This window comes from Sphingobacterium nematocida (genome assembly GCF_900168125.1).
In the GTDB taxonomy this organism is placed as follows: Bacteria; Bacteroidota; Bacteroidia; order Sphingobacteriales; family Sphingobacteriaceae; genus Sphingobacterium; species Sphingobacterium nematocida.
Genome location: NZ_FUZF01000001.1, coordinates 318,379 through 330,683 on the forward strand (window position 1 = coordinate 318,379; position 12,305 = coordinate 330,683).

General features: G+C 38.7%; 10 protein-coding genes. 4 read left to right on the forward strand and 6 right to left on the reverse strand.

The genetic code is table 11. The features are described 5' to 3' along the window. Positions 1-37 precede the first annotated feature (37 nt). On the reverse strand, positions 38-3,223 hold the full coding sequence (locus tag B5X76_RS01365; RefSeq protein ID WP_079640633.1) for a GH92 family glycosyl hydrolase: 3,186 nt from the start codon (positions 3,221-3,223) through the stop codon (positions 38-40). 289 nt (positions 3,224-3,512) lie between these two features. Beyond that, positions 3,513-4,964, reverse strand: a complete 1,452-nt coding sequence (locus B5X76_RS01370) for a sulfatase family protein (protein ID WP_079640634.1) — start codon at positions 4,962-4,964, stop codon at positions 3,513-3,515. Between the two features lie 645 nt (positions 4,965-5,609). On the opposite strand from B5X76_RS01370, the gene B5X76_RS01375 reads away from it, so the two are divergent. Continuing rightward, positions 5,610-6,398 carry a CPBP family intramembrane glutamic endopeptidase gene (locus tag B5X76_RS01375; protein ID WP_079640635.1) on the forward strand — a complete coding sequence of 263 codons (789 nt, stop codon included), beginning with the start codon at positions 5,610-5,612 and terminating at the stop codon, positions 6,396-6,398. Positions 6,399-6,587: 189 nt separating this feature from the next. On the opposite strand, the gene B5X76_RS01380 is transcribed toward B5X76_RS01375, so the two are convergent. The 3 genes from B5X76_RS01380 to B5X76_RS01390 form a co-directional block, all read right to left on the reverse strand. Further along, positions 6,588-6,938, reverse strand: a complete 351-nt coding sequence (locus B5X76_RS01380; RefSeq protein WP_079640636.1) for a DoxX family protein — start codon at positions 6,936-6,938, stop codon at positions 6,588-6,590. Between the two features lie 74 nt (positions 6,939-7,012). Continuing rightward, a complete protein-coding gene (locus B5X76_RS01385) occupies positions 7,013-7,768 on the reverse strand; it encodes an SDR family oxidoreductase (RefSeq protein ID WP_079640637.1) in 756 nt (251 codons plus the stop codon). 86 nt (positions 7,769-7,854) lie between these two features. After that, positions 7,855-8,229: a helix-turn-helix domain-containing protein gene (locus tag B5X76_RS01390; protein WP_079640638.1), complete on the reverse strand. Its 375-nt coding sequence runs from the start codon at positions 8,227-8,229 to the stop codon at positions 7,855-7,857. Positions 8,230-8,696: 467 nt separating this feature from the next. Between B5X76_RS01390 and B5X76_RS01395 the strand changes: the two genes are divergently transcribed. After that, the gene (locus tag B5X76_RS01395) at positions 8,697-9,569 is read left to right on the forward strand and encodes an AadS family aminoglycoside 6-adenylyltransferase (protein WP_079640639.1); all 873 of its coding nucleotides are present in this window, start codon (positions 8,697-8,699) and stop codon (positions 9,567-9,569) included. A gap of 89 nt (positions 9,570-9,658) precedes the next feature. Here the strand turns inward: B5X76_RS01395 and B5X76_RS01400 are convergent, their stop codons facing one another. Then, positions 9,659-10,069 carry a hypothetical protein gene (locus B5X76_RS01400; protein ID WP_079640640.1) on the reverse strand — a complete coding sequence of 137 codons (411 nt, stop codon included), beginning with the start codon at positions 10,067-10,069 and terminating at the stop codon, positions 9,659-9,661. Positions 10,070-10,331: 262 nt separating this feature from the next. Between B5X76_RS01400 and B5X76_RS01405 the strand changes: the two genes are divergently transcribed. Both B5X76_RS01405 and B5X76_RS01410 read left to right on the forward strand, forming a co-directional pair. Next, entirely contained in the window at positions 10,332-10,910 is a 579-nt protein-coding gene (locus B5X76_RS01405) for an RNA polymerase sigma factor (protein ID WP_079640641.1), read from the forward strand. 79 nt (positions 10,911-10,989) lie between these two features. Next, positions 10,990-12,129 (forward strand): FecR family protein, encoded by a 1,140-nt coding sequence (locus tag B5X76_RS01410; protein WP_079640642.1) that lies wholly within the window; start codon positions 10,990-10,992, stop codon positions 12,127-12,129. Positions 12,130-12,305: the final 176 nt, after the last annotated feature.

A 12,305-nucleotide genomic window follows, 5' to 3' on the forward strand; every position in this document is an offset into this window, starting at 1 on the left:
AAGGAGCAAAGAAGCAGTCTCGGAGTAAAATTTAATCCTATTTTATAAGTCCCCAGTTTTTATTCGGTTCATCCCCCATTTTTAAGCGCAAAATCCCCCCTTTCAATACTTCACTTTGCGGCAATAGAAAATTCGTTAGCGGCTTCCCATTCCACTGAGCCTCTTGGATGTACATATTGATTTTAGATGCATTATTGGCTTCTATAGTTAGACTTTCTCCACGACCGTACCTACCCTTAAAATTTACTTTCATTCGTTTGAAGCGAGGTGAACCCAACTCGTAAGTAGCATCAGCTGCAACTCCTCCATCCATTTGAAAAAGTCCCAAGCAACTCATTATATACCAACTACTCATCTGGCCTAGGTCCTCATCACCAGGGTATGCGTCGTAAGGAGATGTTCCATAATACTGCTCTTGAATTGCCCTATTCCATTTCTGTGTTAACCAGGGCGTACCCGCCCAGTTAAATAGATAAGAAACTTCCATTGACGTCTGGTTGCCATGATTGATGGGAAAGGCAGAAAAATTATCTCCGGCGGCATTGAAATTAGCTTTAGCTGATTTTTCCATAGCTTCGTTCAACCGGCTAATAAAACGTTCCTGTCCCATACTATCAATCAAAGCCAATGGATTATGTGGAACAAACCAAGTGTAGTTAAAGGAATTTCCTTCCACAAAGCCTGGTGTGTGGTAAGGATCAAAAGGTTCAGTCCAACGTCCATCCACATCTTTCGGTCTCATAAAGCCAGATTCTGTGTCAAAAATATTCTTCCAATTGTCCGATCTATTTTTAAAAAACTGATAATCTTCCTCTTTACCAAGCGATCTCGCCATTTGTGCCAAACTCCAATCGTCGTAGGCATACTCCAAGGTATTAGACACATAGCCCTTGCCAGCAGGCACATACCCATACTTCATGTATGCAGGCAAATGTTCAACCCCTACCGTACCTCCTCCCGCAAAACGTTGCGGATGTGTTGTCATCATTTTTTTTAATCCCTGATAAGCTGTTTCCATATCAAAATCTCGAATTCCACTTTGCCATGCGCCCTGTAACTGTGAAATTACGTGCATAGCAACCATTACACCACTATGCTCTATGCCAGCGGGATCCGTATTAAACCATCCTGAATTTTTATACAATGAAATAGCCGATTTAGCCCAAGTAGATGAAATTTCTGGGGCAACGAGGTTAAACAACTGTTGATTGTCCCAAAAGGTATTCCAATACTCCCCGGAAACTATTGCATCTTGACTATCGGCCAACTGTTGGACATTTTCATTTTCGTCCCTATACCTTCCATCCGCATCACTCCAAATAGCTTTAGCTGCTATAGCACGATATAGGTTCGTATAAAACTTTTTCTTTTCTCTATAGTCATCCGTTTCGATTTCGATACGTCCGAGATAATCGTTCCATATCGCTCGAGCGTTACGCACAACAGCTTCAAAATCCCATCCAAATGGAGCTGTAAGTTCTTGCTCTAAATTCTTACGTGCACCTTCCAAATCAACTAGAGATACGCCTGAGCGTACCAGTACAACCTCGCCCTCGGCTGTGTTAAAATTTGCATAAACACCAAGATCGCCTTTTCCTTGGATCGTCTGAATATTATCAAAAAGCTCACTTGCTGTTTCAAATTCATGATTGCGGTCCCAATTTCCGATGTATCCTTCAACAGGCATTACACCTTCATTTTTCCAGCCTCCCAAAGAAGTGAAAGGCTTGCTAAATTGCAATACAAAATGTACAGTGTACTCTTGCTGTAAAGAATATCCAGTAAAGGCATTGTAATAACTTGCATACCCTTCAATCTCGGTATCGCTTACTTTCGTTATTTTAGCATCTGTCAGGTTATGTGGATATTCGTTCGGAGTGAACATATCGATCATCACCCTGGCATCTTTACTTTTTGGAAAGGTATAACGCTGCAGTGCAGCTCTTCGTGTTGCCGTAAGCTCGGCTTTGATTTGGGTATCTGTCATGAAAACCGAATAATGGCCTACCTTTCCCATCTCTGTAGATTTATCAATTCGCGAACGGTACACTTCATCCGGAAAGGATTCCCGACCAGGGTTAACCTGCAGTGGCCCTGTCGTAGGTTGCATTAATAGACCTATCATCGTCCAGTCGCAAAAATGACTGAATCCCATAATATTTTCTATTCCGTACTCATAGCCGGCTTTCCAGATCTCATCTTGGTTATCCGGTGCAATTTGTACAATACTCAAAGGTAAAGCTGGTGAGGGCTTGAACATCCAACGTGAATTGCTCGTGCCCATCAACAGGTCCACATAGTTACACAGCTCATGCACCGGCTGTGTAGAACGTATTATATCTGCGGAGTAAATTAATTGTTTACCATCATACACACGGATTACGCTATTTTTTGCTTTAGCTTCTTTAGCTATTGCCGGCATATTTATTTCTTGCGTCGACTCGCCTGCTTCTACAAAACGAAGTTCCTCAGGTAGTCCATCAATACGAAAACTTAAGTTTCTACCTTGACCGAATTGTACCATATCGATCAATACAGGCTGTGTTCGTATGCCTATAGCTGTTTGGTACTCAAAATCAGCAACACGAACGTCTTTAATCAAGGTCGAAGTGGCCTTTGCCAGACGTATATTTGCCGAGCTTTCTAAACGGATGCAGTCAAACAAAGCCCAACTACCCTCGACCGTGCCTATACGTATTTGATTCATTCCTTTTTTTAACCTGCTATTGGAAAAGGAAATACGGAATAGTCTTTCGGCTCCTTTGTCAATCTTCCCCTGCAACAGTTTGACATCATCATCCCCCGTCAATCGATGCTCCGAACGATGTCCATTTACTTCAACACGAACTATGGCATCTTTCGCTTTATGGACACCGGAAAAGTAAAAAGTTAATACGGATTCGCCTTCTTTGGAAAAAGCTTCTAGCGGGAAATAGATAGACGGAAAATGTCTGGGGTGATAACCCGCCCAATAACCACCTCCAGCCCAACTATCCAGAGGGCCGGGCAGCACATAAGGCCAATCTTTCTCGATAGAAGAATAGCCCACATAGAATGACTTTTCTCCGGAAAACTGCGCTAAAAACTGCTCGTATTTCTCTGATGACAATGCAAACTCTGAAGATCGGCCATCTTGATTACCTAACTGAAAGACTGTTTGATTTTGGGCAAGAGTCAATGCCGTATTAAAAACAAAAAAAACTACAACGAAAAGTCTATTCATGCTGAGGGTCTAACTGGTCTTTACGAAGTTAATCTTTTAAAAACTCTAATTCAAACTCTTTTAGATATGCTTTTACTTCGTATTTGAATTCTGGTAAAACACCTACCTTGATCCCAATGCAAGGTTGAGAAATCCTTATTTGTACATTTGGAGAGCATTTCTCGTTGAAATGGGATAGTGTTTCTGTTTCGAAGCCAAACAAAAGGGGTATACTGAAAGATTGCTAATATTTCTTCATCGATATATTATTCTACCTTCAGGTATTGAGATACAATAGTTTTTATTTTAATTAACTCCCATAAGCCTTCTGCCCCGGTTTACGTCCCCAATCGGATTTGTCAATATCTAGATCATCGTACGCTTGCTTCATCTCCTTTTTGAGGAGAGTCCTTAGTTGAATAATACGCTGCTGCTGCACTGGACTATCTGCCAAATTGTGCATTTCCCAAGGATCTTCCTTCAGATTAAATAGCTGCACATAAGGGTTTCCTTTAACATTATAAACGATCAGCTTATAGCCATCGGGAGTTTTGATGCTCCGGCTCCAGTGTCCATAAATATTATAAATATTTGTCCTTACAGAAGCATTCGTATTCTTAAAAATAGGTTTCAGACTTTTTGCTTCGACAGAGGAAGGTGCTGCAAGGCCTAGCCAATCGTAAATAGTCGGTGTAATATCACTAAGATAAGTAAAGGCTTCGCTCCTCTTATCGGAAGGTACTCCAGGTCCTGAAAATATCATCGGAACGCGGATACTATGCTCGTACAGGCTTTGTTTACCCAACAGCCCGTGCTGACCTACGGCCAGGCCATTATCGCCCGCGAAAACAATCAAGGTACTCTCCCGCAATCCCGATCTTTCTAAAGCCTCCAGTATCCGTCCCACTTGATTGTCCATCTCACTGACCATATCATAGTAAAGGGCAATCTGTTCCCTTACGGCCTCTTCTGTGCGCGGGTGCGGAAGCAACATTTCATCACGCACACGTAACTCTCCGTTATCGAAGGGGTGCTCTGGTAAGAAATTGGGGGGTAACGTTAGGTTTTCGGCTTTATGCTTATGTTTAAAGTTTGGAGGTGGAGTCCGTGGGTCGTGTGGTGATGTGAATGCTACATAGCACAAAAAAGGGTTTCCCTGGGCTGTAGTGCTTTCCAAAAACTTGATCGCTGCATTGGCGTACAATTCGGTACTATAGGTATCGCTTTTACGCCCTGCACCAGGGGGATATTTCCCTTTCGCATCATAGTCGTAGACATAGGGTTGAAACTGTCCTCCACTTTCTTCAAAATGCATACCTCCAAAGAATATATCACTACCTGTACTAAAAAAACGATGATGTGAAGCTTTATCACTATGCCACTTGCCACAATGAAAAGTGGTGTACCCCTGATTTCTCAAAACTTCGGGCAAACCTACTATACTGTCGGGAACTACTGCACCGTCGTCGGGCAGTCTATTGAGATATCTACCACTCAACATCATAATTCGACTGGGCATACAGATAGCGCCGTGATGCCCTCCCATAACATGGGCTTGCCGAAAGGTTATCCCTTGCCTGACCAATTTATCCAGATTAGGCGTATGGATCTCATTATTCCCCAATGCTCGAATCGTATTGTAGCTCTGATCATCGCTATAAATGATGAGTATATTTTTATGTTGAGCCTGCAAATCTGCAAAAAAGAAACTGGTCAAAAGAGCAACAATACTTAACGCGAATTTATAGTAAAGGGTATTCATTTCTATTGTGTTTTAAAAAGTCTACATTATTAAAGTCAACAAATGAGTCTATTGAAATCTATTTTTTATTGTATCAACAACGCCTTCAACTCTTTTATCTATTTCAGATATCTATTAATCAATTATCCGCGAGAGCATCTATATTGTGCCTTTTGCTATAGAAATTCCTACAAATATCACCGAAACATATTTGATGCCTTTAGTCAGTAACTGTTGTAAATTCATATTTAAGCCTATTAATCGTGTATAATTAGCTCTAAAATAGGTTAAATTAAAGATATGTTATAATTCAACTACAAATCAATCTTTTGTGCAACACAAAACGATTTGTCTTAATCTCATCAGCCAATCAAAACCTAGGCTTACAACAATTGAAATATAATATAAACTGAGACTTATCGTAATCAGTAAAGCTGTCCCGATAAGCCTAAAATTCAGATGTGATACGGCTCATTATCAATTAGGCTGAACGATTCCCTGGAAAAGTAATCCCCTTGTCTTAGTTGGGCTGGAGGAAATTCGTTTTTTTTAATACCTTTAGGTCGTCAGGGTGTATTCTATTGTAATAACTTTCCGTTATCAACAAGACTAAGTATAATACCGCAGACTTTATAATCCAACGTGCAGCCGACTCTTATCTTGAATATGAAATCGAATCAACAGCTAAAGATAGTTCTAATTGTATTGCTGAGTTTTGCAGCTTATCATCTTCTATTTATTAACTTCAAATCGATAAAAGTTACTTTAGATATTGTGACCCAACAAGGTCTCGTAAGCTATATTTTGACATATCTGCTCATTGGCATACCTATTTTTCTCGGGACATGGTGTATCGACAAAGAGGTTAATGTTTTAAAAAATCTTGGTCTTTCGTACGGTATCACATGGGCTCTTGTGATCAGTATTCTATTTGTCGCTCCGATGTTTGTAGGCGGGATCTGCTTTTTTAACTTCACACCGCAAATTGACATAGAAGAGCTCATTGCAGGAACTGCTGTTGCAGGATTTATGGAAGAATTGTATTTCAGGGGCTTTCTGTTCGGAATGATATTTAGAAATACAAATTGGGGATTTATACCTTCTATCCTCTTCGGTGCTTTAATCTTTGCTCTCGGACACCTCTATCAAAGTCAGGATATCAACGAGCTAATAGGCATTTTTTTGGTTACATTTTCCGGTGCAGTCTTCTTTGCTTGGCTCTATGTAGAATGGAACTATAACTTGTGGGTACCTATTCTGACACATACTTTCATGAATCTTTCTTGGAGCCTATTCGAGATCGACAACTCAGCATTGGGTGATGTCAAAGCCAATATTTTCAGAGGGCTCACAATTATAGTCGCTATAGTATTTACTATTATCTATAAAAGAAAGAAAAGCCTCAAGCTAAACATCAACCGACAAACATTGTTTGTGACGAAAAAAGCCCTATAGACAAGTTTGTGCATACCAATGAAACTATTTTTTTGTAATCTTATTGATCACCAAAGGCGCTAATCCAATGCTGCTCCTCCATATTAAGTGGAACCGTAGTCAGTTTTTGAAGCCGCTAACTGCAGAGGATCGATAATCAACTCCTCTTCAACCATGAATAAAAAAATCCGTTGCTGTTATTTTCGTCTCTTAGTTGCTTTTTAATGGATGTTGCAAATAAAGAATGATTAAATTCAACAGTAAAAAAGGAACCTCAATAGCTACGCCTTTTAAGTCTTTGTTCAATAATTGGAGACAAATAATCATTAAGATCCCAGTCGCCATCAAGAAATTCCCCCAAACGAAAGTCCTTGGAAATAAGATTAACACAGAAGCCAACAGGGTGATGGATCCGTTAACTATTACAGCTGTTCTACCCAAGTTCCATTTCCCAAACATCTCCAACATCTCGGGTTTCGCGGTTAGCATATTCCACCCGTGTTTTGCGCCCATAAATACCGCAAAAAGAATTAAAATCGAATTTAAAATTTTTAGTATCATTGTGTTTAGGGTTAAAATTAAAAAGGCAAACAACTCAGTTATTTACCTTTCTAAATTAATAAATAACTTTGAAATTATCTTGTCGTGTACCCACCATTGGCAAAAATGGTCTGCCCGGTAATCCACCAGCCATCGGTTACTAAAAACTCCACCAAAGGCGCAATGTCTTTAATATCGGTTAAACCACCCAAATCAGAAGCTTGTTTATGGTAAGCCACAGCATCGTCACTTTCTTGCCCATAGAAGAAAGGGGTGTCCATTGGGCCAGGGGCAACAGCTGTAACAGAAATCCCTCTTGATCCAAATTCTTTGGAAGCCGCTCTGGTAAAATGTTCTACTGGAGCCTTTGCTCCCGCATAAGTAGAATAGTATCCCGTAAATGCTGCCAGTAATGAGGTGACAATAGTGTTTATTTTTCCGTTATCATTCAGCTTTTTTCCTGCTTCTTGGATGAAGAAATACGCTGCTTTTGAATTAATATCACTCATACTGTCGTATTCTTCTTCTGTTGTCTCTGCAAAAGGTTTTTTCAGTACTTTTCCCACAGTATTGATCGCAATATCGATACCACCAAATTTTTCGATAGCTGCATCAAAAAGTTTGGTAATATTTTTTACATCCGTCAAATCTGCCTGAAACAAAAAAGCATGTCCACCTGCATTGGTAATTTCTGCCAAGGTTTTTTCTGCATCGGATTTTGTGGTATCGCTGTTGTAGTGGATAACGACTTTAGCACCTTTTGCTGCAAAATCACGACTTAACAAGCCACCCAAGTTTTTAGCTCCTCCCGCAATTAAAACCACTTTTCCTTTTAAATCATTTCTTGCCATATTCTTTGCGTTTAATAGTTAAAGTATTTGATATCACAAAGATGATGTACTTAGGAAGTTATTTCATGGTGAACTTTTCGGAACTTTTATTTTTTGTACATATTTCTGAATCGACCAGGTGTTTGCAGGACAAATTTCTTAAAGAACTTAGAAAAATTAGAAGGATCATAGGTCAATATCCGTGCAATTTCCGAAACAGATTTATCGGTTTCAGTAAGCATTTTCTTCGCTTCATCAATAATTCTAAGATCATAAAAATGACAGGGGTGATTGCCTGTTTCTTTTTGAATAGTGTCTGTTAAATGTTTATGTGAAATAAATAACTGACTAGATATTTGATTGATCTCCATAAAATCGGATACTCTTCCCGAAACTACATCGGCAATGTGCTTATCTAGAAACCGAAAATACGCTTCCGTAATTTCTTTGCCTCTTTTTGAGTCATTATTCGTATCACCCATTTATTTAATTTTTATGAAATATAACAAAAATGCTGCTTTTTTAGAACTCCACTATGGTGAACTTTTCGGTTTTTCATGTCGACGCTTGATATTCATAATCATAACCGCATTCGCGAAATGAATACAGCTACAAGCAATAAACAGAAAATGAGATAAGAAAAAACATATGAAAAATGAAAAGGGTCCAGACATATCTGAACCCTTTCTATTGGCCTTATTACCGCTATCCTTTTTTTCTGTTTCTATGTTTCCTTTTTCGAATAAATCCTACATTTATTCTTTACAGACCTAGTAATTATAGCTTTTATTTTAAAACAACCCCATCTTGGGGATCCATCTTTTGTTCGATCGTTTTAAATAAAACGTAAATTCTTATAAAATATTGTGTTCCTCCCCCAGTCATTCACCATATTAATTGTAGATTATTTAATATAAATTTAGTATGTAAAATAGCATAGCGACAAAACATGAAATCAAGAGAAGAAAAACTAAAATCCATAAGGGATTGGTCGGAACGAAACAAAGATGTAAGAGCGGTGTTACTGACAAGTTCGCTTGTGAACCCGTTGGCGCCTGTTGATGAATTTAGCGATCTGGATATCGAAATCGTTTTTGAAGACAACACTAAATACATTTCGGATATTACTTGGACATATAATTTTGGCAACCCTATTTCAATGGTCGAAGAAGACGAGAGCTATTTCGACGGCAAACATGCTATGAAGATGCTTCTGTATGATGACTATGTAAAAGTTGATTTCAAATTATATAGTAAACAAAAATTTTTAGAAGAAGTACACCAGAATGCACTGTGTGAAGATTGGGATATTGGTTATAAAGTTTTGATCGATAAAGAAGAACTAACCCAACACATGAAAAAGCCGACTTATCAGGTATCCATCATAAAAAAACCTACAGAACAAACATTTCGTCAAATTCTAAACGACTTTTGGTGGGATACGACCTACGTCGCAAAATGTCTCGTTAGAAATGACTTGTTTTATGCAAAATTTATGTCCGAGAACAATATTCGCACAGATTATTTAGTCCCTTTGATTGAGTGGTATATTGGCAGTCAACACGATTGGAACATTAGCACCAACAAATACGGAAGACTTTTTAAAAAATACCTGAGCCCTGAAATGTGGCATAAAATAGAACGAACATTCTCAGGTAAAGAAATCGACCAGAATTGGGAGGCACTATTTGCAATGGGAGATCTAGTAAATGAAATAGGGAAAGAACTGTCCGAAAAATTAGGTTACGAGTACCCTGTTAAATTAGAAATAGATATACGCAAATATTTAAACCATCTGAAATCAAAAAACATAGGTAAATAAAAGACGACTAAACCACGTTGGCAACGAGCAAGCAATGCAATTAGATGTGCAACTAAAAAAATCTTAATTCAAAGCAGCATAATACAACATCACTGCTTGCGTAGAATATGTCCGTTGAAGGTTAGTGTTTCGCGTTCGAAATATGGTACTCCCATATAAATATAGCTCGCACCTTTTCCGATGATGTAACTATCATTTTGCTTTAGTAATGCAAATGCTTTCCTTTTTTTGTTTCGTCCTTTATAGGGGGTATAATAAAGACTACCTAATAATGTGTCTTTCTTAACGTCGCCGCTTAGTTCGTCCGTGATTAGGAATCCGCCTGGACGGCTCTCTGTATAGGTCCCTTGAAATGTATTACCTACTAAATGTAGAACGACTGAAATGCTATCCCTCCCATCTGTATGAACAAAAGCCTCGCTTTGCTCAATATTATGCTTTTCACGGCAGCCAAGAGTTATTAAAAGAAAAAAAAAGATTAAATAGATATATTGTCTCATATGTTAGACCTGCCTAAGAGATCGAAATGAAGATACAATATTTTAGGCAAATGCCAGAAGGTTTTTATACATAGTCTTCAATTCATTAGCCACTTTGATGACAATAAAGGCTATAAACAACGTGAAGTGATAAAGCGCATGAAAAGTCACAAAAATAAAGAGTCTATTAAACGCACCGAACGTCGGGATTTTGCTGTAAAAAAACCATTAACTTTCACTCCACATTATTTTGCTCGAAATAATTACTAATTTCGTGTTCTAAATGAAAAGAGAATACGATCATGTGGGTTTTAGGAATATCCTGCTTCAGGTGGCTGATGGGGATGAAAAGGCATTTTCGAAGCTTTATGATATATTCTATCCCGAACTGACAAAGCATGTATTGCGTAAGATAAAGGATCAGAATATTGCAGAAGATATCCTACACGACCTCTTTCTATCGCTATGGAAAAACAGAAAACACATTACTGAAATTGAATCCATCCCAGCCTATCTGTACAGCGCTGTACGTTATCTCATACTCGCTCAATACCGACAACAAAAAACAAGAGAACTACCTGTTTTTGATCTAGAGGAAATTGACATGATCCAAGATGATGTCCCTATTGAGGATAGATTATATTATCGATATATACTGGACGAAGTACAACGTGAAATCGAGAATCTACCTGAAAAATGCAAAGAAGTATTCAAACTGAGCAGGGTGCATCACCTCAGTATTAAGCAAATCGCAGAAGAAATGTCAATTTCGGAGTCTACCGCAAAAAAACACATCAACAAGGCTATCAACCACTTAAAGGATTTTTCAAAAAAAAGATTCGGTTTTACACTCTTTTTTTGATTTTTGACTAGAACCTTCCCTTCCCTTTGGTCACTTCTTATATAACTGACCGTACATTATAAACTGTATTAAACAAATTATGAAGGAAGCTAAGCACTTACTTTCCCTTATTTTTCGATTTCTGAATCGCAAAGAGACACCGAGCGATAAGCAGGAACTATTGGACTGGTATGATACCTATGAAATAGGTTACGAACCTACAGAAGGTCATATCGAACAAACGGGACATGCTGTCAAGGAGGAAGTGATGCATAGTATATATGCCGAACAGCCACAAAAGTCTTCGATTGGTTTCTGGCGCCCTTTTATAGCTGCAGCTTCACTCCTATTGGTTATCGGCTTAGGCTATTTCTGGTATGCACAATCGAATCGAGAGATCCTTGCCAGTCCCGATCTATTAGCCACTATTCAGCCTATGAATCCGCAAGCCAAAATCACTCTAGATAATGGTCAGGTCATTGACTTAGAAGAAATGGAAGCAAATAGCAGCATAAAACAAGGTAATACGGAGATTGTAAAAGACAGTACAGGTCAAATATCTTATAGGCAACTAGAGCTGCGCACAGCCAATACAGGTAGCAGTACCATGCAGACACCGGCTACAGCAAACTATACCCTTACCCTTTCGGACGGCACTACGGTTTTATTGAATGCAGATACACGTCTAAAATACCCCAATAACTTTGGTACCGGAGACCGTATCGTAGAGCTCGATGGTGAAGCTTATTTTAAAGTCAATCGAACAGCAAGCAAACAACGCTTTTTGGTCAAAACCAAACAGCAAATCACCGAAGTACTGGGTACTAGCTTCAATATAAAAGCCCGTAAAGGACAATCCTTGGAGCAAACAACTTTGGAAGAAGGTTCTATTCGTGTCAGAAATGGTGGATCGGATCAATCGAAATTGCTCCTACCGGGACAACAAGCGCAGGTATCCGCCACAAACATGGATATAAAAACTATCGATCTAGATGTGTCATTAGCCTGGACTAAAGGTTTTTTCTACCTCGATGGTATACATACCGAAGAAACCTTGCAAGAGATTGCAGCTTGGTATGATATCGATATATCGTATACCAAACAAGTACATAAAAAAGTGTATAAGGGCAAAATACCTAAAAACCTACCGTTGAACAAGCTCATTGAGCTGCTAGAATATACCGAATTGAAAACTAATCCCATAGTCGAAAATGACCGGGTTAAACTACTAATCAAATAACAAACTATCTAAATGAATGCAACATGAGAAGAAAAATAACACCTAGCTAAGCATGGATTGCAACGAAAAAACCGGAAAATGTTGACGCATTTCCCGGCTATAATTAACGTTGCAAGCAACTCGATTCTATTTACTAACTGGAGTATTTACTTACAACAAGCCAAATTTAATGAAAA

What these genes read in the sequence shown, in the direction of transcription:
- B5X76_RS01365 (WP_079640633.1), bottom strand. Translation starts at nt 3,223, where the DNA reads ATGAATAGACTTTTCGTTGTAGTTTTTTTTGTTTTTAATACGGCATTG.
- B5X76_RS01370 (WP_079640634.1), bottom strand. Translation starts at nt 4,964, where the DNA reads ATGAATACCCTTTACTATAAATTCGCGTTAAGTATTGTTGCTCTTTTG.
- B5X76_RS01375 (WP_079640635.1), top strand. Translation starts at nt 5,610, where the DNA reads ATGAAATCGAATCAACAGCTAAAGATAGTTCTAATTGTATTGCTGAGT.
- B5X76_RS01380 (WP_079640636.1), bottom strand. Translation starts at nt 6,938, where the DNA reads ATGATACTAAAAATTTTAAATTCGATTTTAATTCTTTTTGCGGTATTT.
- B5X76_RS01385 (WP_079640637.1), bottom strand. Translation starts at nt 7,768, where the DNA reads ATGGCAAGAAATGATTTAAAAGGAAAAGTGGTTTTAATTGCGGGAGGA.
- B5X76_RS01390 (WP_079640638.1), bottom strand. Translation starts at nt 8,229, where the DNA reads ATGGGTGATACGAATAATGACTCAAAAAGAGGCAAAGAAATTACGGAA.
- B5X76_RS01395 (WP_079640639.1), top strand. Translation starts at nt 8,697, where the DNA reads ATGAAATCAAGAGAAGAAAAACTAAAATCCATAAGGGATTGGTCGGAA.
- B5X76_RS01400 (WP_079640640.1), bottom strand. Translation starts at nt 10,069, where the DNA reads ATGAGACAATATATCTATTTAATCTTTTTTTTTCTTTTAATAACTCTT.
- B5X76_RS01405 (WP_079640641.1), top strand. Translation starts at nt 10,332, where the DNA reads ATGAAAAGAGAATACGATCATGTGGGTTTTAGGAATATCCTGCTTCAG.
- B5X76_RS01410 (WP_079640642.1), top strand. Translation starts at nt 10,990, where the DNA reads ATGAAGGAAGCTAAGCACTTACTTTCCCTTATTTTTCGATTTCTGAAT.